Source organism: Blastopirellula sp. J2-11, from assembly GCF_024584705.1.
Lineage (GTDB): Bacteria > Planctomycetota > Planctomycetia > Pirellulales > Pirellulaceae > Blastopirellula.
The window spans coordinates 2,950,339-2,970,940 of sequence record NZ_CP097384.1 but is presented as its reverse complement, the minus strand read 5'-3'; the positions used below and the strand labels follow the sequence as shown (position 1 = coordinate 2,970,940).

Genomic DNA, 20,602 nt, shown 5'->3' with positions numbered 1-20,602 from the left:
GCAGATTGATGCCTGTAGATTTACGCGACGCTTGGCAATCGGAGGCGAGTGACTTCACCCCTTGGTTGGCGCAAGAGGAAAATATCGCGTTGCTAAGCGAGACGATCGGGATCGATCTGGAAGTCGAAGCGATGGAGAAAAGTGTAGGGCCGTTTCGAGCCGATATCCTCTGCAAAGATCTCGACGACCAGTTGGTGCTCATCGAGAATCAACTGGAGCAAACCGACCATCGCCATCTGGGACAGTTGATCACCTACGCCGCCGGCCTGAACACGGTGACCATTGTTTGGATTTCGCAGAAGTTTCGGGAAGAGCACCGCGCAGCGCTCGACTGGCTGAATAGCGTGACGAGTGAAGAGGTGCGGTTCTTCGGTCTACAAGTCGAACTGTGGCGGATCGGCAATTCGGCGATTGCACCTAAATTTCATGTGATCAGTTCCCCCAACAATTGGCAGAAACGGGCCGCTGGAGGAGCGAAAGGAATCGAAGGAGGCGAACTGACGCCCGCTAAGGATCGTCGCTTCCGTTTTTGGACGAAGTTTTTGGATTACTTGCAACAGCGGACTTGTCGTTTTCCGGTTACCCATAAGCCAAGTACGAAAACTTCGCTGTGGTTTAGCCTGGGCCGTTCGGGCGTGCGTTTGGTCGCGATCGCTTCGCTTGGGCTTGCAAATAACGAGGATGAGCTGCGAGTCGAAGTCAGTATGGGCAAAGAGACTTCTCAAACCTTTTTCGACCAGTTCTACGCGCAGCGCGAGGAATTGGAAACGGAGATGGGCGAGCCCTTAAACTGGGCCTCGGACGAGGAGGTCAAGCGTAAGAGAATCTACTTGGTGAAATACGTCGATTTAAAAGATGAGTCGCAATGGTCCAACTATTATCAATGGTTGTATCAAAACTTGAACGCCCTCCATCAAGTTTTCGCGCCTCGCGTGCGGCAACTGATCGCGGATGTGGATGAAATCGCAGAAGACGAGCAGGAAGAGAATGGGGATGCGTAACCAATCGATCCTGCTTGCTTTAAGTTTGCTGCAATAGACGCAAACGTTTTTGTGTCTGCTGCATGCCAGCCTGGATAGACACAAACCGCGTTCTGTCGATTCAGATAGACACAACGCGGGAGTCGCTAAAAACACGTGAATCACACAACCTATTTGTATGAAATAACTTACGGCACTTATGCGTTGCGGATGGCGTGTCAGGTGAAAACTTGGTCTTTTCTGGCTTTAGTGACTCGTATTTTCCGATCCATGACTCACGAAGCTGCCAATGAGTAACAGATGAGTCACAGGTACATGTGGCCCCCAGCTGCAGCTGTCCCGATACCCCAAGAAACTGAGTGCGATGAGCCTGCATACCGAAATCAAGTTTGAAGACGAGATTTGCGAGCGTCTTGCAAAACATGGCTGGCTGTACGCGGCGAACGATGCGGCCCTGTATGACCGCCAGTTGGCCCTGTTTCCGGCGGATGTAATCGCCTGGGTGCAAGCGACGCAGCCGGATGCCTGGGAGCGGCTGCAAAAGAACCACGGCGCCGCCGCCGAAGTCACACTGCTGAAGCGGCTGCGTGATTCGTTGAATCAAATCGGGACGCTCGAACTGTTGCGGGTTGGGTTTGATGTGCTGGGATTGCAGCAGCCGCTAAAGATGGCCCAGTTCAAACCGGCGCTGGCGATGAATCCTGACATCATGACCCGCTATGCGGCCAATCGCCTGCGAGTCGTGCGTCAGGTGCGGTACTCGTTGCATAACGAGAACAGCATCGACCTGGTGCTTTTCCTCAACGGCATCCCGATCGCGACGGCCGAGTTGAAGACCGACAACACGCAGAGTCTGGAGGACGCCGTCTATCAATACAAAAAAGACCGAGACCCGGCGCCGAAGGGGAAATCGGCTGAGCCGCTGTTGTCGTTTCCGTCGGGGGCGCTGGTTCATTTTGCCGTCAGCAGCAGTCGCGTGAAGATGACGACCCGGTTAGCCGGGATGCGGACGACGTTCTTGCCGTTCGATCAGGGAGACGACGGCGCCGCCGGCAATCCGCTGAACCCGGCCGGGCATCGGACCGCCTATCTGTGGGACCAGGTTTGGCGGCGCGAGAGCCTGCTAGAGATCTTGGCCCGCTACATGGTGGCCGAACGCGACAAAAAGAAACAAATCACCAAGCTGATCTTCCCCCGCTATCATCAGCTGGTCGTCACGCGGATGCTGCAAGACGCGGTGCTGAGCGAAGGCCCCGGGCAAAAATATCTGATCCAGCATTCAGCCGGCTCGGGCAAGACCAACTCGATCGCGTGGACCGCCCACTTTTTGGCCGATCTGCATGACGCCGATAACAAAAAGATCTTCGATACGGTGCTGGTCGTCTCGGACCGCAAAGTGATCGACGGGCAGTTGCAGGAGGTGATCTACGGCTTTGAACGAACCGCCGGCGTGGTCGCGACGATCCAAGGGAACAAGGGAAGCAAAGCGAGCGAGCTGACCGAGGCGCTCTCAGGCACAAAAAAGATTGTGGTCTGCACGATTCAGACCTTTCCGTTTGCGCTCGACAAGGTGCGTGAGTTGGCGGCGACCGAGGGGAAGCGGTTCGCGGTGATCGCCGACGAGGCGCACAGTAGTCAGTCGGGCGAAACGGCGGCGAAGCTGAAAGCGGTCCTGTCAGTCGAAGAACAGGAAGAGTTGGCCGATGGCGGCACGGTCAGCACCGAAGACATCATCGCGGCCGAGATGACGTCGCGGGCCAGCGACAAAGGGATCACCTACGTCGCGTTCACGGCGACGCCGAAGTCAAAAACGCTGGAGTTGTTTGGGCGGCCGCGCGATCGGTCGCAGCCGGCGTCGAAGGAGAACCTGCCGGAGCCGTTTCACGTTTACTCGATGCGCCAGGCGATCGAGGAAGGTTTTATCCTGGACGTGTTGAAGAACTACACGTCTTACAAGGCCGCCTTTAAGCTGGCCAAAGCGGGCGAGCAGTTTATCGACTCGGAAGTGGAGCGCAGCACGGCGATGAAGGGGCTGATGAACTGGGTGCGGCTGCACCCGCACAACATCGCCCAGAAGGTGCAGATTGTGGTCGAGCACTTCCGCGAAGTGGTCGCGCCGCTGCTGGAAGGAAAGGCCAAAGCGATGGTCGTGGTCAGCAGTCGCGTCGAAGCGGTCCGCTGGCAATTGGCGATCAACGCGTACATTCAGGAGAAGGGTTACGCGCTGCGAACGTTAGTTGCGTTCTCGGGCGAAGTGGATGACAAGCCGTCAGGCCCTGATCCGTTCAAAGAAACAAGCCGCGAGCTGAACCCCGACCTGAAAGGACGCGACATCCGCGAAGCGTTCAAGGAGGATCAGTTCCAAATCTTGCTGGTCGCGAGTAAGTTCCAGACCGGCTTCGATCAGCCGCTGCTGTGCGGGATGTATGTCGACAAACGGCTGGACGGCATCCAGGCGGTGCAGACCCTGTCGCGCTTGAATCGCTGCTACCCGGGCAAAGACGATACGTTTGTGCTCGACTTTGTCAACGATCCGGATGAAGTGCTGAAAGCGTTCAAGACGTACTATGCGACGGCGTCGCTGTCGGATGTGACCGACCCAAACATCATTTTGAACTTGCGGGCCAAGCTGGATGCGCTGGGCTATTACGACGACAACGAGATCGAGCGGGTGATCAACGTCGTAATGAACCCCAAGGCGAAGCAATCGCAGCTAGAAGCGGCGATCACGCCGGTCGCCGATCGCCTGGTCAAACGATTCGCTGCCGCCAAGGAATCGTACAAAGTAGCCACCGAAGCCAAAGACGAGTCGGCGGCGGCGGTCGCCAAAGATGAGATGGAGTCGCTGGTGATCTTCCGCGGCGACATCACGACCTACGTGCGGGCCTACACCTTTTTGTCGCAGATCCTGGACTACGGCAACACCGACTTTGAAAAGCGGGCGATCTTCTTCAAAGCGTTGGTGCGGCTGCTAAAGTTCGGCCGCGAGCGAGAAGGGGTCGATCTGTCCGAAGTGACGCTGACGCATCATACGCTCCGCCATCGGGGACAGCAAAACTTGGCGCTGTCGGCCGAGGACGCGCCGCAGTTGCAACCGATGACCGAAGCGGGGAGCGGATCGGTGCAGGAAAAGCAGAAGGCGCTGTTGAGCGAGATTATCGAGCAGCTGAACACGCTGTTTGGAGGAGATACGACCGACGGAGATCAATTGTCGTACGCCAGGACCGTGGCCGAAAAAACGCTGGAATCAGAGATCCTGCAGAAGCAAGCGGCGAACAACACGAAAGAGCAATTCGCCAACTCGCCTGACCTGAGCAATCAGATCATGGAAGCGATCATGGAAAGCATGGACATCCAAACCGAACTGAGCAGCAGAGCCCTCAATTCGCCCGAGATCCGAGCCGGCCTGCAACGGCTGCTATTGGATCGGTTGGATTTGTACGAGCAACTGCGAGCCCGAGCAGCCGGGTAAGGGAGTTCTGAAACCGCACGCTGCTGGACGCACCGCCCGATTGCCGGCAGGGACAGTTTAGGCGGGAACAAGTATTGACAAATACTTACGATTTTGCCAATATTTACTCACACTCTCAGGCCAACACAGGGACGATCTGTTTCCAGGGAACAGAACGGTGCGTTCGCGGTGCGCGCCTGCTTCCCATTTTGAACGGAGTCCGCTGGTCCAACTTAAAAAATACAAACAGTCCGGTCCGGTCCTGTCCAACCCGGCGGACAAAAAAGAGTCCGGTCCGGTCCTGTCCAACCCAGCGGACAAAAACAGTCCGGTCCGATCCTGCCCAACTCGGCGGACAAAAAACAGTCCGGTCCGGTCCTACCCAACCCGGCGGACAAAAAAGAGTCCGGTCTGGTGGAGGGCGAATGACTAAGACAGCGCGAAGAGCGGTGCTTCCGGTCTCCTTGATTAGACATTCGGCCCTCGACGACTCAGTAGATTGAGGCGCATCAAAAAAGGCGCCTTATGCGGTACATAAGGCGCCTTGCTGGAGTGGGCGATATTGGACTCGAACCAACGACCTCCGCCGTGTGAAGACGGCGCTCTAACCAGCTGAGCTAATCGCCCGGGCGTTTGCTGGGTTGGGGCCCAGCTTACGGGGTCTCTCGGCAAATGCTTGGTGGGCACTTGAGGAGAGGCGTCTGGAAGAGAGAAAGTTCGCGCGGCGAAAAGTTCGCCGCTTTCTGCTCTCTGCCAAGCTCGTCAGTTTATCGGTTTTACCCTGGCTCGACTAGCGGATATTGCGGTCGAGCGGGGGACAAAATTGGTCGAAGTCGGGGGAAGCGACGGCTTTAGCCGTTTTCCGACTTGTGCGGTTCGGCCGGAGGGGGCTCGAACTTGGGGGCGGTCGCTTCGGCGTAGTCGTCATAGTCATCATAACTGGAGGAACTGCTCGATTTTGACGAGTAGCCTCGGTCGTTGACCGTGTCTTCTACTTCTTTGGTAGCGCTATGGAACTCAGACTGGATATCGCTGAGGCCTTTTTTGAAATCGGAGTAACTGCGGCCCAACGAGCGCGCGACTCCCGGCAAGTTTTTGCCGAACAGCAGCACCGCCAGGACGGCGACGATCATCATTTCTTGCATTCCCAGGCCGCCTAGAAATCCGAAGATTACCGGCACGGAAATGGGTACAGTCATCATACGACGGGACCTTTGTTCGCGACGTGAAATGAGAAATAAGCTACGAGCCGGGCGATTTAGGCCTGTTTCGTTTCTTCTTCGTCATGCTCGTCATCATGAACCGGCGGTTCCTTCATTCCCGTTTTGAATTCGCCGACGCCTTGTCCTAGGCTGCGCATCAATTGGGGAAGTTTGGTAGATCCAAACAGGAGAAGAACGATGAACAACACGATCAGTAATTCTTGCCAGCCTAAACCCATGTTCTTACCTCGTTGTCAAACGAAAGACGGAGATAGAACACGCAACCAAGTAGGCGAAAGCGGGTCGGCGCCCCGAGGGGCCTGACCAGAACCAATACTCGTGCGGTCCTTTGCGCAAACCAAATGCGCGAAGGGTGCGGCTACTTGCCACATCCATTGCTCAATTTTACTCAGACGCACCCAACTGTAAAGGGAGCAATCGCTAGCCGTCGACTGCGGGAACCCTAGCGCGGGGCCAAATTTTCCGGTTTTGACGAGATTCGCACGCTGCTGGGGATCCTGGCCGGCGCCTGGGCGACCGGAGCAGGGCGGTTCTGGAGGTCGTAATAAATGGGAAGATAGCGAAAATAGACCTCGAGGGACAAGGTCGCCATCGCGGTCGAATAGACGCGGCCGCCGTAACACCCCCAGACGGTATCGGGGTCCCAGCTGCCGGCTTCGATGCCGCCGCCGCGCTGGTTATTGAGGAGCTGACGCTGCAGCGAGCCGCTCCAGCTTCGCCAGCGTTCCCCCTGCAGCTGGTGCATGCCGATCGTGCCGTAGTACCAGAAATAGAGATTCGGCTTGCCGGGACCAGGCTCAAAACGGGCGACATAGTTGGCCGCTTCCTCAACCGTGGCCGGGCTATTCTCGGCATCCATAAAAATGCGGCAGACCAGCGCTTCGGCGGTCATGACGGGGGTAGTCCGTTCGCCGGGGCGATATCCAGCCAAACCATTGTTGTCGCCCGACGAGACGCTGCGCAAAAAGCGGGTCATCAGGTCCCGCGTCCGCTCTGGCGTTTCGATCCCCGACAGTTGGGCACTGTGCAGCGCAAGTACCTGCCAACCAAATTGGCTCATGTCTCCCAGGTCGCCGGGCTGATAGCGCCAGCCGCCGGAAGTTTGATGCTGCGATTGAAACGAGTAGTTAAGGGCCGCTTCGAGCGCCGGCCGAATGCGATCGTCGCGGGTCATCGCATACGCTTCGCTAAGTGTCAGCATTGCAATGCCGTGACAATACATCTGGGCGAACAGGCGCGCCTCGCCGGCCAGCGAACCGGTTTCGGCCTGTTGCGAAATCAGGAACTCGAGACCATGCTGCACATGTGCGCGATGTTTTCCTTCGAGATGCGTATGACCGCGAGCCATGAAAGCGAGAACCGCCAGGCCGGTAACGGCGGTATCGGCATCGGCGCCAGCTCCGTAGCGATCGTGACCGAGAACACGTTGTTCGTCGCCCGCGGTATGCCGACTCGCGTCCCAGCGCCCGTCGTCTTCTTGATTCGCCGCGAGCCAAACCAGCGACGCGTCGACGGCGGCTTCGATCCGCGGATCGCCCCCTTGGGCCTGGATGATGTCTGTTTGATTTTCCGCGACGCGCGCCTGCATCGCCAACGGCAAGGGGGAAGCGGCCAGCGTGCGGCGATTGGTCGCCGGGGCCGGGACGCCGAGCTGATCGAGTTGCGCGAGCTTCTTTTGATCGCCCGAGGCGCGGGCAGCCGCCAACTGAGCGGGCGTGCCATTTTCAGCACGCGCCGACGATGCGGTCGGACCATCGATCCGATTGTCGGCGGCGCGCAGCTGATCGATCTCGCTTTGGATTGCATCGGCCGGCTTGGCGGTCGCAGCCATTTCGGCCAACTGATGAATCTGATCGTCCATGTGGCGATCATCTTCGGTTGGCTCGATCAGCGGCGGCGTTGTCTCGGCGGCAGGCGGTCCGGTCGAATCACGTCGGGCCAGGGTGGGCGCCATCGGCGTGTTGCCCATCGCTTCGGCGATTTCTGCCGCCGCTTCGGCCGCAATGGGCGCCGCCGCAATCGGGGCGATCTCGGCGGCCGCAATCATCGACCCTCGCGGTGCGATCGACGGTTCGACCGGCGTTTGGTTGGGTTCGGCCAGCTCGGATTCGTCTGCGGCGTCCAGCGGCGGCGCGATCGTTTGACTGAGAGGCGTATCTTCGCTGGGCCAGTCTTGAGTGGGATCGCTAACCGTTGCGTTTTGGTCTTCACGACGGGCCAAGGGGACAGCTTGCGGCGAGGGAAGCGACGCTGTCTTGGAAACCTCCCAAGGCTTCGCTTGCTGCGCCTTCTGCGTCGGGCGATCCGCTTTCTCTTCAAATGCGACGTTGGAAAGCTTGAAGCTAATCGGTGCTGGGGAACGCGCCGGCCCCGGCGCAAACAGTTGCGTCATATGCGCGTAAGCGATCAGCAGCAAATGTGCGAAGATCGAGAGAACGACGCACTTCGACAGCGGTTTGGCTTGCCCCCAGCGAGTTTGCATCAACACCAGCAGCGAGATCGTCAATACGGCAAGCCCCGCCCACATGACATTCCAGATCACGTACGACGAGAAAAAGCTCGGATTGACGTCCGCCAGCAGGCCCATGACTATCTCGTGCTCGTGGTGGTTTGTTGCGCCAAACGAACTGAGATGCCCATCTCGTTTATCCCCGCACTACGACAAGCGTTCAACACCGAGGCGACGCTCTGGAACGGGATCTCGGCGTCGCCGCGAACGAGCACGCCCAGATCTTCATACTCGCCGCGAGCCGCGATTAGCGTCGACTGCAGTTGCTCAATCGTCAGCTCTTGCCGATCGAGCATGATGCGTCCATCTCGATAGATGTTGACCACTTTTCGCTCGGGGGCGGCGGTCAACGCGCCAACATCGTTGACAGCGGGAACTTCGAGCCCGATCTTTCGTTCGAGCTCAGTAAATTTGGTTCCGACCATGAAGAAGATGATCAACAGAAAAACAATGTCGATCATCGGCGTCAAGTTGAGCGTCGGCGTCTCGTCGATATGCGTTTTGAGAGGCACCTTCCTGGCTCCTTTATGGGGGCGATTCCATTCACCCAGCGATTACGCGGCGCGACGGGACGCTTTTTTAGCGCCGCTCTTTCGCTCTTTCCAACCATCCGACGCGATCGCATTGACCACTTCCTGTCCCAGCGAATCGATCTCCATCACCAACTTGTCGACGCGGCCGACAAAGAAGAGATAGGCGATCAACGCCGGCAGCGCGACAGTCAAACCGGCGGCCGTGGTCAACAACGCTTGGCTGATGCCGGCGGCCAACAACTCGGGGCGGCCCATCGCATCAGCCGTAGCGATCGCATTGAAAGCTTTAATCATGCCGAGCACAGTGCCGAGCAACCCCAGCAGCGGGCTGATTGTCGAGATGCCGTTAAACAGTCGCAGGTAGCGTCTTAGTACGTTGGTGACGCGTTCCCCGCTATCAATGATCGCCTGCTCGACTTCGACCGAAGAACGGCCCCATTTTTTGACCGCAGCCGAAAAGACCTCGGCCACAGGGCTCCGATTTTCTTCGCACAGCGCCAACGCTTCTTCCTGATCGATTTGCCCTTCGCGGACCTGCTCGATAAATCGTTTGACGAACGGCCGCGGAATAACGCGGCCCGTTCGCAGGCTGATCGCTCGTTCAAAGACGAAGACCAGCAGCAGAAATGAGCAAAGCACAATCGGATACATCAGCAAGCCGCCATCGCGAACCGCTTGCAGCATGTTTTTGGTGGGAATAGGAGATTCAGCCGCAGAGGCCAATGCGTCCACGCCTTCTTGCGCAAACGCCGGCGCTGTTAGAACCATGCCCCCGAGCGCTGCGATCAGCGCCATTTGGCAAATGCCGCGACTAACGGTTCGCATCTGACTGACATCCATTTCAGTAGACTCCCGATCTCAAATCACCGGCGAGGGGCGCCGCCGGCGGTAATAAAAAAATGTCGTGGCGCATCCAACGTCGCTTAGCGTTGTTCCGTTGTCTTGACTCCGGCCGTCTCGCGACGTTGACGGACGACGCTCAGCCGCTGCTGCGCTTCGCCGGCAAAAAAGGACTTTGGGTAACCGGCCGAAACTTCGTCGTAGTACTTCTGCGCCTTATCCCACTGGCGCGAAATCTCGTAGCACTTCCCAATCTGCAGCAGTGAGCCGGCCTTCCAGCGTGGGAAGTCGTACAATGCGGCGACGCGAGAGTAAGCTTGAATCGCCGATTGGTAGTTCTTTTGATGGAAGTAGGTTTCGCCGATCATCCACTGCGCCATCGCGGCGGTTTCGGTCGCTCCCCCCAGACGCGAATCAATCACGCGTTGGTAGGCCTTGCGAGCTTCGGCAAAGTTCGCCTGACGCGCCAAGCAGCGGCCGCGAAGATAGTCGAGCTCAAAGCGTTGTTCAAAATCGGGATGGCTCACCACCGCCAGATCGGCCAGGCGAAGCGCTTCGTCCCAGTCGCCCAGGTGCGCCGCGAGTTGGGCGCGGCGGAGCGATACCGTCGCGTTCCACGACAACTCGCGTCCGCGAGCCAATGCGTCAACATCATTAAACAACTTCGCCGCTTCGCTGAATTTGTGCTGATGGAAGAGTGACTCGGCGTGCCAGAAGCTCGCCATGGTCTGTAGTTCTTCGCCGTTGTCACCCCCTTCGAGCTTGGCCATCTGCGTGGCCACCGCTTCCCAGTCAGACTGGCTGACGGCGATCTGTCCGAGCAAGTAGGTCGCGTGAGGAGCGACTTGGGCGTCACCGCTGTCGACGATCTGTTGCAGCAGCGCCTTCGCTTCGTTCGGCTGTTTCGTGGTCAGCAATTGTTCGGCGCGACGATAAGCGGCGTCGCTCCAGAGCTGGCTTTGAGGGTAGTTCTCGCAGATGATGCGCCACTGTTCGGCGGCAGCCGCCTGGTTTCCTTGGTCGTGCAACGCCCAACCCAATTGATAATGAAGGTCGTCTCGCTGCAAGTCTTTGCTGGGCGCCTGGATCAGTGCGCGATAGAGTTCGGCGGCGCGGCCATATTCTTTCCGCTGATTCAGCAGCTGAGCCGCTGACAGCATCGCCGCCGGTGCTGCGTCTGAATCGGGATAGTCACGATAGATCTGCTGGTAGATCGTGAGCGCTTCGGCCGCTTGATCACGTTGGAGCAAGATCTGCGCCCGGGCCGACAATACCGCCGGAATCAGCGTGCTAGTCGGATCTTTCTCGATCAACTGTTCTATAGCGGCGGCCGAAGTTTCGTCGCTGGCCGCATCCAGCTGAACCCAGCTCAGTCCGGCGACGCCGGCTTTGACAAATTCTTCCGGATTGCCGTCCTGCGTCAGCTTTTGGAACAGTTCGCCAGCCCATGATTTGTCGCCTGATTTCAAGGCGGTTTCCGCCAGCCGTCGCGTGGTGAGCCAATACAACCGCGTCTCGCAATTGGCGCGATCCACTTGAGCGTAGGTGGTCTTCGCATCTTCCAATTGACCGATGCGGGCCAATGACGACGCGAGCAGCAAGCGTGAAGCGGACGCTTCCTCGCCGGTCGGCGAGACTTCCAGATACTTGGCGAAATGACGCGCCGCGTTGGCGTCTTCTCCGCTACGATCGGCGGCCAAGCCAAGCGCGTAGTAGGCCGAACCTTGTTGCTGCGGGAGGTCGGTCGCGGCGATCGCCGTTTCTAACTGCCGCATCGCTTGTTTCACGTTGCCGGCGCCCAGTTGAGCGACGCCGCGCAAGTAGGGAAGCTCAAAGCTCCAAGCTGCTGCGGTCTTTTCCAGATCGGGCGCCACCTCATCTATCTCAGGCGACGCGAGCAACTCGATCGCACGCGTATAGTTCTCTTGCTCAAGCCACTTCCGCACGACCAGGCGAACCCCCTGCGGCGTCGCTTCTTGCCGGGGATGTTCTACGATGAGTCGTTGGGCGGTCACGGTCGCTTTGTCCAGGTCGCCGGTCACCACCGCCGCTTCGGCCAGATAGAAAAGCGCTTCGTCGCACCAAGGCGACGTGGGATGGTCCTTCAACAGCTGTTCGAGCTGCGTTAGGCCTTCGCTCGTTCCCCCTTGCTCCAAGCGAATGCGAGCTGACAGATAGTCGATCTCGTCACGATATTGACTCAGCTTTTCCTCGTTGGCCAACTCTTGCAGTCGCTGTTCGGCTTGCGGCCAATCGCGAACTCCATAATAGGCTTTAGCGATCCAAAGCTTGGCGACGTCGCTGTGTCGATCGCCAGCGTTGGCGACTTCGGTCAGATGCTCAACGGCGACGCGATGTTCGCCCAGGCGATATTCCAGCACTCCCAACTCAAATCTGGCGTCGTGCGCTTCGGATAGTTCCTGTTTCAGCGCGGCATGATAGGCCGTGCGTGCGGCTGACAACTGACCACTGTCTCGCAATGTCCGGGCTAAGCCTAGCTCCGCTTCTCCCTGCATCGTCAGACTGGGCGCGGCGGCTTTCGCTTTGCGGAAAAGCTGTTCGGCCATGTCGTAGTCTTGATCGGCCAACGCGATTTCGCCCAGATAGGGCAATGCGTGAGCGTATAGCGCGTGATCTTGGTGCGCGGTGATGAAGGTCTCGAACTGCGTCTGCGCCGCTTCAAGATCACCGGTCAGATAATAGCATTCGGCGATCCGAAATTCGGCCTGGCTGCGATTCGCGTGAGTTTGAACGCGCTGCAGGAAATCTTCGTACGACTTGCGAGCATCCGCAAAATCTTCGAGCTGAATCAGCGCTTCGCCCCGATAGAAGAGGAGGGGGCCGGTCAGCGAATGATCCGGATAGTCATAGAGAAAACGATCAAACGCTACGATCGCCGCTTCCCAATCCTTACGAGCATATTGGCTCGCCGCGACGGCATACAGTTCAGCAGCCCCGTCGGCGCAAGCTGGTCGAGTCATCACGAACGATGTCGCAATGAGAACCAGCGTCAGTAGTAACCTCGTGTTTCGCATCATTCCGTTGTGCGTACAGTCTCAATCCTTGAGAGCTGCGGCTCGTTAGCGTAAGAAAAGAAGCCGTGAAATCATACTGATCGCAGAAGAGCGGCGACAGGGCGATTCGCCAGCATTTTCTAGTCGCCAATTTGACGCAGAGAAAAGCAAAGACCGCCACGGTCGACTGCGATATCTATGCAATCGACCGGACGGTCTCGATGGATTTACCAGAACTACCGCGCGAGACGTAAGCTGCGCAGTTCGCCAAACTTAACAGGCGGTCGCTAGCACTTACTTCGTGATCGGCTTGATACGGATGTTGCGAAACGAAACCTTGGTTCCATGCCCCAAAAAGCCGATGTGCCCTTTTTTGTTCAATAGACCGGGGTGCTTGTTGTGATCCAAGGTTCCATCCTTTGACGCTTCTTTGATGTCAGCGTCAACGATCACTTCGCCGTTGAGGGTCACTTTGACTTGATTGCCGTCCGCAACGACTTCTTGCACATTCCACTCACCCACCGGTTTCAGGAAACCGCGCTTCGCCGGCACAACGCCGTAGACCGATCCGTGCGCTTGATAAGGCGCAATCGTTTTGTAGCGTTCATGTTCGGTATCCAAGATTTGCAGTTCAATGCCGTTGTAGGCCGAATTCCCTTCGATCGGCGAACGAATGGCCAAACCATTGTTAGCGCCCGGTTCCAGCTTGAATTCAAACCGCAGCACAAAGTTGTCGAATTCTTTGCCGTAGTAGAGGTTGCCCCCTATTTTGGGATTGCAAACGATCATGCCATCTTCGACATCGTAACCTTTGACTGCGCCGACCCAGCCATCTAGATCTTTGCCATTGAACAGAGTGGTGAAACCCTCTTCTTCGGCGTGCAACGTCGCAGCGCCGGTCAGCGCGCCAATCAGGGTGAAAACCAACAGCGGCAAGATACGTTTCATCAGGTGGGTCCTTGACGGGAGAGAGATTGAGAGGGAATCAGGTTTTGCGTTTCGCAACATTCGAAAATAGCCCCCGACCGCACGGCTGACTATACGCAAACCCGAATTTTCGGCCAGCATGCCAACGAGCAGCAATTTGGCGCGAACAGACGCGCAGAAACAAAGATTTTCTTCCCCCCAAACGGTCCAACAAGCCCTCGCAATCCAACCCATTTTGATGCCGCGCTTTTCCGCATTCCGCATTCCGCATTCCGCATTCCGCATTCCGCATTCCGCTTTCCGCTTTCCGCTTTCCGCTTTCCGCTTTCCGCTTTCCGCTTTCCGCTTTCCGCTTTCCGCTTTCCGCTTTCCGCTTTCCGCTTTCCGCTTTCCGCTTTCCGCTTTCCGCTTTCCGCTTTCCGCTTTCCGCTTTCCGCTTTCCGCTAATCCCCACCACAACCGCCGCCGCAGCTGCTTCCGCACCCCGAGTCGCTGCTGCAGCCCGAATCATTGCTGCAGCCCCAGTCGCCAAAGAAAAACCATCCCCCTCCGGTCGAATCACCGCAACTGCTGCAACCGCCGCCAGAATCTTTGCCAGATCGGAAGAGCAGCGCTAACAACCAAACGACCAACAACAGCACAAAGACGACGATGATCACTTTCACCAAAACCGGAAGTCCCCCCGCTCCCAGCAGCGCCGGCGATACGCCGGCGCCAACCAACAGCGGCACGCCGCCGCCTAACAAGGTCAGCGCGCGTCGTGACAACTTGGGGATCACCCAATGCGAACCGACGTCGACCGTTCGCCATTGGACCGACGGATCAAAGCGAACGGCGGACGAGGGCCAGATATCCTCTGGCGGCGCTTCGCCAAACAGCGCGGCGTAGCTTTGTTGGGTTCGCTCGTACCAATCCTCAAACTTCTCCGCTTCGGCCGCGCCTCCTTTGGTGGGTCCATGATGCAGCGGCTTCCCCAGCACCTGCTGACACATTCGCTCCCAATACGAGCGCGAATAGACCAGGTGCAAGTGCCAGGCCTGATCGACTTGTTCCGACGGCGTAACGCGGTGACCTGACGCCATCGCGAGAAAAACAAACCGCTTGTACTCTTCCACTACGCGCTCGGCGAATCGCAGCGACCAGCCGTTCTCGCGCGCCAGACGCCGCGCGAAGGTTAGTTGCTCATCCCCTTCGTCGATCGAAAACCGCTCGATCTTCCGCCATAGCTCGCGTTGGTCTTCGTTCATCTTGCGGCTTTCGTAAGAGAAGCGTCGAGAAAGCGTCCATGTTCAAGATAGCTGCAAACATCTTGGGCCACGTCACGCCGCAGCAGCAGCGCCGTATGCATCGTCGGATAGAGCCGATAGTCGGCGTGCCCTTCCAGTTTGGCCGACTGCTCGGTCACCAAGTGATCGTGCGCCGCCGCGATTACGGCAAACTCAAAATCTGGCGGCGCCATTTGATTCACATAGCTGTCAGGGACGTCCGACATTTGTCCGACGGCGCGGCAGTGCAACAGACCGAGCAGACCTCCCCAAAATCTTCCCGCAAACAGTCCACGATGCGGGCTCGCCATAAAAATAACGCGACCGAGACGCGTCGGACGATAAATCTGCAACGCGCGCCGCGTCACTAGCCCTCCCAAGCTGTGCCCGATGATGTGCAGTCGATCGACGTCCTCTTCCCTATCGATTTGACGCAGCGCCTCGGCGAATCTTTGCGCGTACGCTTCGATATCGCCGATCAGGGTGACATACCCAAACGCTTGCGTGGTAAAGCCGTCGGCCCGTATCCGCCGTTCTAATCGATTCATCCACAAACTGGAGGAAAAGAACCCATGGATGAGCGCCACTTTTTCTCTACGTCTTGATATTGCCGAATCAATCATCGCTGGTCCTCTGCTTCCGATGCGAGAAATCGGGTCTCCCAGATTATGGCCGATTTGCTCGGCTGGTATAATCCGAATTTCCCCTCCCTCGGCGGTTGTCGGCCAGAATGGATCCTGCGCAGGCGATTCGCCGGCCCAGCCGCATTCTTGCCGCCGCATTCTTGCCGCCGTAACTTGCCCCCGAAACTTTCAAACGCTCATGGAACGCCTCGAAATCTCTTGTCCAGACTGCCATTGGCATCTTATCTGCGATCATCTGGCGATGGTTCGTCAGTTGACGACGCTCGGGATGTTTCGTCGCGAAGAAGAACCCAACGCCGATCTCGTCGTCGAACTCTTCCGTCGCAGCGCCGGCAAGTTGTCGTGCGGCGACTGTAGTCGGATCGGCTTGAAAGTCGATCTTCCTCGCGATGACGAAGAAGAGTGGGATCAGCGCCGCGTTTGTCAGGTTTGTCGCCAACCGATTCCGCTGGAGCGGCTCGAAGTTTTTCCAGACGCCGATACGTGCGTCGGCTGTCGCGAAAAGCTGGACAACGCCGACGATCACGCCACGCCCGACTTTTGCCCCAAGTGCGGCGAGATCATGTCTCTTTCCACCAGTCGCGGCGGCGGCATGACCCGTTACAAAATGCGGTGCCCCCGATGCAAATAAATTGGACGCAAATAACTCGGATGAAAATGTCTCTCTCTCACGCTGCATGTTGCTTATTCGTCCCGCTCCTCCTGGTCGCCGGATGCAGCGCACCCAACGCTCCGTCGCAATCGCCGCAGGAGTTGTCGTTTCGTGAGCAACTGCGTCAGGTAATCGCTGGCGAAAGTGACACGATCGAAGTGACCGAGCGCGTCGTTTCGCCCGCCGAATTGCAACTTCTCTCGCGTGCGACCAAGTTGCAGCGAATTCGTCTCGATCAAACGCCGCTCGATGATCCAGCCGCCGCGGTGTTGGGCGCGCTGCCAGATCTGCAATTTGTTAATCTCCCCCAAGCAAAAATTACGGACGCCGGCTTGGCCGAAATCGCCAAGCTGCCGCAGCTGACGCAATTGCGAATCGGCAGTCCTCACATAACAGACGCGGGAATCGCCGCGCTGCGGGACAATCCATCGCTCCGTTTTTTACACCTATTACAAACGCCGCTGACCGATGCCGCGCTGGAACATATCGCCGAAATCAACTCGCTAGAGTCGTTTTATCTCGATCAAACCGACATCACCGAGCCTGGCTTGGCCAAGTTGATCGAGCAACGTCCGCAACTGCACGTCCATTTCGACGACGCTCATCTGCCGGGCCAGGAACATTAAGCCTGCGTAGCTCATTCCCCTTCGTTGCGCTTTTTAAGAAGACCTCAGGGCAGCGCAGCGGCACGACTTTGCCTCGGCGGCTTTAGCGCCGCTCCCCGAAGCTGAAATCATGGACGGTAGGACCGGACCGCCGCCCGTTTTTTTCGGCGGGCAGGACTGGATCGCTCTTTTTTTTCAGATTCATTCTTCGTGGCCACGGCGCCACGGCTACTTTGTCTAGGACCAAAAGGTAGGACCGGACCGCTCTCTACTTTCTGCAAAATTGCCTATCCTGCCTGTGGTTTAAAATAGGGGGGATTGGATATCATCAAGCACGGCCTGACCGGTTGGACCGGACCGCGACGTTTTTTGTCCAACGGATTCAACCAATCCAACGCCAGCCCGAGTGGGCAAGTTTTGAGGTTGCGATCTTTCCCTGGCTGGCCAAATAACCCAACTTCAAAACCGCAAGCCGAGCGACTGTGTTCATTTCCAAGTGACTGCGGCCCGGGTGGACTCCTAGTCGCCTTTCGCTCCTGCGAAAGCGGAAGGAAGACGCTACTTTCGCGGGAGCGAAGGGCGACTATCTGTTGGGACCGGAAAGGTTGGACCGGACCGGACAGGACGCTCTCGTTTTGTTGTCCAACTTCACTCTTCGTAACCTTCTGCGCAAGCAAGGGAAATGCGGCTGCAAGTCAGGCATGCTCGGAGGGAACGCCCGATCTTCTGTTCGTCACCCCGCAAGCGACCACGAATCCGTGCGCATTGTCAACGGACAATCTTTGAGCAATCTGAATGAGTAAAACGGCTTTGGCGGATAAGTAAAGAGCCAGCGGCACAAGAATAGAGAGAAGTTCATTTTGGAACGGCGGCGTGCGTTGAACTATATTAGAGCCGTTACTTTCCTCGCTCCCGGGCCTCTCTCCATGCCATGCTTTCGCTCACTCGCCGGCGTGCTGACTACGTTGATCGCGACTATTTTGCTGTTGCCGACGTCCGCCAAGTGCGATAAAGGGCCGAAAGTTCATGACCCCTTCTTCGGCATTCGCGTCGTCGATCCGGCGACCGGCAACGGCGTTCCGCTGGTTCAACTGAAAACGACCAACGAAGTCACCTACTGGACCGACTCGGACGGCTGGGTCGCTTTCGCGGAACCAGGGCTGATGGGACAAGAGGTCTATTTTCAGGTGGCCAGCCCCGGATATTGGCTCAAGCCGGATGGTTTCGGTTTTCGCGGCGTTCGCTTGCATCCCGAGGCCGGCGCCAGCGCGACTATTGAATTGCCCCGTTATAACGTCGCCGAGCGACTTTGTCGGCTGACCGGGGAGGGGATCTATCGCGACAGCGCTTTGCTGGGGTTGCCGTTGCCGGCCAGAATGAAAAACTTGAATGCCGACGTCACCGGCCAAGACTCGGTGCAAGTTGTTCCCTACCAGGGAAAGCTATTCTGGCTGTGGGGAGACACGAACATTGCGAGTTACCCGCTCGGCAATTTTCAAACGACCTGCGCCACATCGCCGTTGCCGGTCGCTGGCCAGCCTTCGCCTGAGCGCGGCGTGCCGTTTGAATACTTCACGCGTGACGATGGGCGCATTCGCAGCATGGCGCCGCTGGCAGGAGATGGCCCCGTTTGGCTGTTTGGCCTGTTTAACTTGGCGGGCGACGACGGCAGCGAGACGCTTTACGCCCATTTCACGCGTCACAAGTCGCTCTCGGAAGTGGTCGAGCATGGGGTAATGAAGTTCGACGACGAGGCCGGCGTCTTTCAGAAAGTCGCCAATTTTGATCGGAACGAATTATGGCGCGGCCCGCGTGGTAATGCTTTCATGGCGAAGGACAAAGCGGACCAGCGAAACTACATCTACTTTGCCGCCCCTTTCGCCTACACGCGCGTCGCCGCCGATGAGGCGAGCATCTTGGATCAACATGCCTACGAGTCCTTTGTCTTTGATCGGCAGGAAAAGAAATACGTCTGGCGGCGCGACGTACCGCCGACAAGTCAGAAAGAGGAACAGAAGCTCGTCGAGCAGGGTTCCATTGATCCGCACACCGCGGCCCGCTATCGATTGCAGGATGCGGTCAGCGGCAAGGGCGTCATCATGCACGGCGGTTCGATCGCCTGGAATGAGCACCGCCAAAAGTGGATCCTGATCGGCAACCAAGCTGGCGACAAAGACGCTCCCTCGTACTTGGGCGAAGTCTGGTACGCCGAAGCCGATTCGCCCCTTGGTCCTTGGAGCAGCGCCGTCAAAATCGCGACTCATCCCCAATATTCGTTCTATAACCCGCGGCAGCATCCCTTCTTCTCGACCAATGGAGGCCGCGTGGTCTACTTCGAGGGGACCTACACGGCGATGTTCTCCGCCGCCCAATCGCCGACTCCCCGCTATGACTACAACCAGTTGCTTTATCGGTTGGATCTGAGCGACGCCAAGCTAAAAGCGGCGCAAAAATAGTCAGATTCCCGCAGTAACGCTGCGGCGACTCACTTCATCAGAAAGGGAAACGCTGACCGTTTCCTTGGTTTCCTGCAGGATGAAGTTATGTCGCAATCGCCGCTGATGCAGCCGTTGATGCTGGGAAATTTGGAGCTGAAGAACCGCGTCGTCATGGCGCCGCTGACGCGCGCCAGAGCGGGCAAAGATCGCGTGCCGACCGAAATGATGGCCGAATATTACGCGCAACGCGCCTCGGCCGGCTTGATCATCTCGGAAGCGACGGTGATCTCCGAGCAAGCGATCGGTTGGATCAATACGCCGGGCATCTATAACGACGAGCAAGTCGCCGGTTGGGCCAATGTGGTTCGCTCGGTGCATGCGGCTGGAGGCAAGATGTTCCTGCAACTGTGGCACATGGGGCGTTCTTCGCACAGCAGCTTTCATGACGGGCAACCGCCGGTTTCCGCGTCGGCGATCAAAATTTCGCCATCAGCAGGGGAAGCGCATACCTACGACGGGAAACAGCCGTACGAGACGCCGCGTGCGCTGACGAGCGAAGAAATCCCCGGCGTTGTGGCTGACTATCGCGCCGCGGCAGCGCACGCCCAAGCGGCTGGCTTTGATGGAGTTGAGATTCACGCCGCCAACGGCTATTTGATCGACCAGTTTTTGCAATCGAAAACCAATCACCGCACCGATTTGTACGGCGGCTCGATCGAAAACCGCTATCGCTTCTTAGGAGAAGTGGTCGCTGCGGTGACCGAAGTCTTCGACGCATCGCAGGTCGGCGTTCGCTTGTCTCCCAACGGCGTCTACAACGACATGGGCTCCGCCGACTTCCGCGAGCAGTTCACTTACGCCGCCGAGCAGCTCTCGCCGCTCGGTCTGGCCTATCTGCATGTCGTCGACGGACTGGCGTTTGGATTTCATGAAAATGGAAAACCGATGACCTTGGCGGAATTTCGGCAGGTCTTTTCGGGTCTGCTGATGGGCAATTGCGGCTACGACCAAGAAATGGCCGAAGCGGCGATCGAGAGCGGGGCCGCCGACCTGATCGCATTTGGGCGACCATTCATCAGTAATCCCGACTTGGCGGAGCGTTTCGCGCACCAATGGCCGCTCGCCCCCATCGCCGACACGAAGCTGTGGTATGGCGCAGGTCCCGACGCGCAGGGCTACACCGACTTTCCAACCTTCGCCGAGGCGTCTGCAGCACGTTAAGTTTGCGTTTGGAAATCGGCAAAACGCTAGCAGCGACGGCAATGCAATTCCTTGAACTTACGGCGATCTCGCATGACGCTAAGTCCTGGCGCGTCGTATGTTAGGAAAAGGTGAAGAGATTGTGGTTGACGCAAAGTGCTACCACGATATATTGGGCCTCCGGCTGTGGAATTGATGTTGTCGGAACCCAAGATCTGGCGATATTCAATTTTATCAGCCACAGCATCTTGTGCTTCGGCGGAAGCCCTGGCACAATATACTGTGGGCAATGAATGCTGCCCTCGCACCCAACACGCCAGC

General features: G+C 57.7%; 15 protein-coding genes and 1 tRNA gene. 6 read left to right on the top strand and 10 right to left on the bottom strand.

Annotation, left to right across the window (positions count from 1 at the left end):
• The first annotated feature begins 8 nt into the window (after positions 1 to 8).
• Together M4951_RS12030 and M4951_RS12025 are read left to right on the top strand one after the other, a co-directional pair.
• Positions 9 to 1,001: a DUF4268 domain-containing protein gene (locus tag M4951_RS12030; protein ID WP_262026722.1), complete on the top strand. Its 993-nt coding sequence runs from the start codon at positions 9 to 11 to the stop codon at positions 999 to 1,001.
• Between the two features lie 343 nt (positions 1,002 to 1,344).
• Positions 1,345 to 4,452, top strand: coding sequence for a type I restriction endonuclease subunit R (locus M4951_RS12025; protein WP_262026721.1), 3,108 nt, complete (start codon positions 1,345 to 1,347; stop codon positions 4,450 to 4,452).
• A 532-nt stretch (positions 4,453 to 4,984) separates the two neighbouring features.
• Here M4951_RS12025 and M4951_RS12020 read toward each other — a convergent pair.
• The 10 genes from M4951_RS12020 to M4951_RS11975 all read right to left on the bottom strand — a co-directional run bounded on the left by M4951_RS12020 (position 4,985) and on the right by M4951_RS11975 (position 15,365).
• Positions 4,985 to 5,058: transfer RNA gene (locus tag M4951_RS12020), tRNA-Val, on the bottom strand.
• Positions 5,059 to 5,282: 224 nt separating this feature from the next.
• Entirely contained in the window at positions 5,283 to 5,633 is a 351-nt protein-coding gene (locus tag M4951_RS12015) for a twin-arginine translocase TatA/TatE family subunit (RefSeq protein WP_262026720.1), read from the bottom strand.
• Between the two features lie 56 nt (positions 5,634 to 5,689).
• Complete coding sequence (locus M4951_RS12010; protein ID WP_002652965.1) at positions 5,690 to 5,872, bottom strand: twin-arginine translocase TatA/TatE family subunit; 183 nt, start codon at positions 5,870 to 5,872, stop codon at positions 5,690 to 5,692.
• Between the two features lie 224 nt (positions 5,873 to 6,096).
• On the bottom strand, positions 6,097 to 8,241 hold the full coding sequence (locus M4951_RS12005; protein ID WP_262026719.1) for a hypothetical protein: 2,145 nt from the start codon (positions 8,239 to 8,241) through the stop codon (positions 6,097 to 6,099).
• Positions 8,242 to 8,243: 2 nt separating this feature from the next.
• On the bottom strand, positions 8,244 to 8,675 hold the full coding sequence (locus tag M4951_RS12000) for an ExbD/TolR family protein (RefSeq protein WP_262026718.1): 432 nt from the start codon (positions 8,673 to 8,675) through the stop codon (positions 8,244 to 8,246).
• Positions 8,676 to 8,717: 42 nt separating this feature from the next.
• A complete protein-coding gene (locus M4951_RS11995) occupies positions 8,718 to 9,536 on the bottom strand; it encodes a MotA/TolQ/ExbB proton channel family protein (protein WP_262026717.1) in 819 nt (272 codons plus the stop codon).
• Between the two features lie 83 nt (positions 9,537 to 9,619).
• Positions 9,620 to 12,517, bottom strand: coding sequence for a tetratricopeptide repeat protein (locus M4951_RS11990; RefSeq protein WP_262026917.1), 2,898 nt, complete (start codon positions 12,515 to 12,517; stop codon positions 9,620 to 9,622).
• 327 nt (positions 12,518 to 12,844) lie between these two features.
• Complete coding sequence (locus M4951_RS11985) at positions 12,845 to 13,498, bottom strand: DUF1080 domain-containing protein (RefSeq protein WP_262026716.1); 654 nt, start codon at positions 13,496 to 13,498, stop codon at positions 12,845 to 12,847.
• A gap of 422 nt (positions 13,499 to 13,920) precedes the next feature.
• Positions 13,921 to 14,724: a glycine-rich domain-containing protein gene (locus M4951_RS11980; protein WP_262026715.1), complete on the bottom strand. Its 804-nt coding sequence runs from the start codon at positions 14,722 to 14,724 to the stop codon at positions 13,921 to 13,923.
• A complete protein-coding gene (locus tag M4951_RS11975; RefSeq protein ID WP_262026714.1) occupies positions 14,721 to 15,365 on the bottom strand; it encodes an esterase/lipase family protein in 645 nt (214 codons plus the stop codon). Before M4951_RS11975 ends, M4951_RS11980 begins: the two co-directional genes overlap by 4 nt.
• A gap of 199 nt (positions 15,366 to 15,564) precedes the next feature.
• Between M4951_RS11975 and M4951_RS11970 the strand changes: the two genes are divergently transcribed.
• From M4951_RS11970 to M4951_RS11955, 4 genes are all read left to right on the top strand, one after another.
• Positions 15,565 to 16,017 carry a TraR/DksA C4-type zinc finger protein gene (locus M4951_RS11970; protein WP_262026713.1) on the top strand — a complete coding sequence of 151 codons (453 nt, stop codon included), beginning with the start codon at positions 15,565 to 15,567 and terminating at the stop codon, positions 16,015 to 16,017.
• 26 nt (positions 16,018 to 16,043) lie between these two features.
• Positions 16,044 to 16,664: a hypothetical protein gene (locus M4951_RS11965; protein ID WP_262026712.1), complete on the top strand. Its 621-nt coding sequence runs from the start codon at positions 16,044 to 16,046 to the stop codon at positions 16,662 to 16,664.
• A gap of 905 nt (positions 16,665 to 17,569) precedes the next feature.
• Positions 17,570 to 19,099, top strand: coding sequence for a hypothetical protein (locus tag M4951_RS11960; RefSeq protein ID WP_262026711.1), 1,530 nt, complete (start codon positions 17,570 to 17,572; stop codon positions 19,097 to 19,099).
• 87 nt (positions 19,100 to 19,186) lie between these two features.
• Positions 19,187 to 20,302, top strand: coding sequence for an alkene reductase (locus M4951_RS11955; RefSeq protein ID WP_262026710.1), 1,116 nt, complete (start codon positions 19,187 to 19,189; stop codon positions 20,300 to 20,302).
• The last annotated feature ends 300 nt before the right edge of the window (positions 20,303 to 20,602 follow it).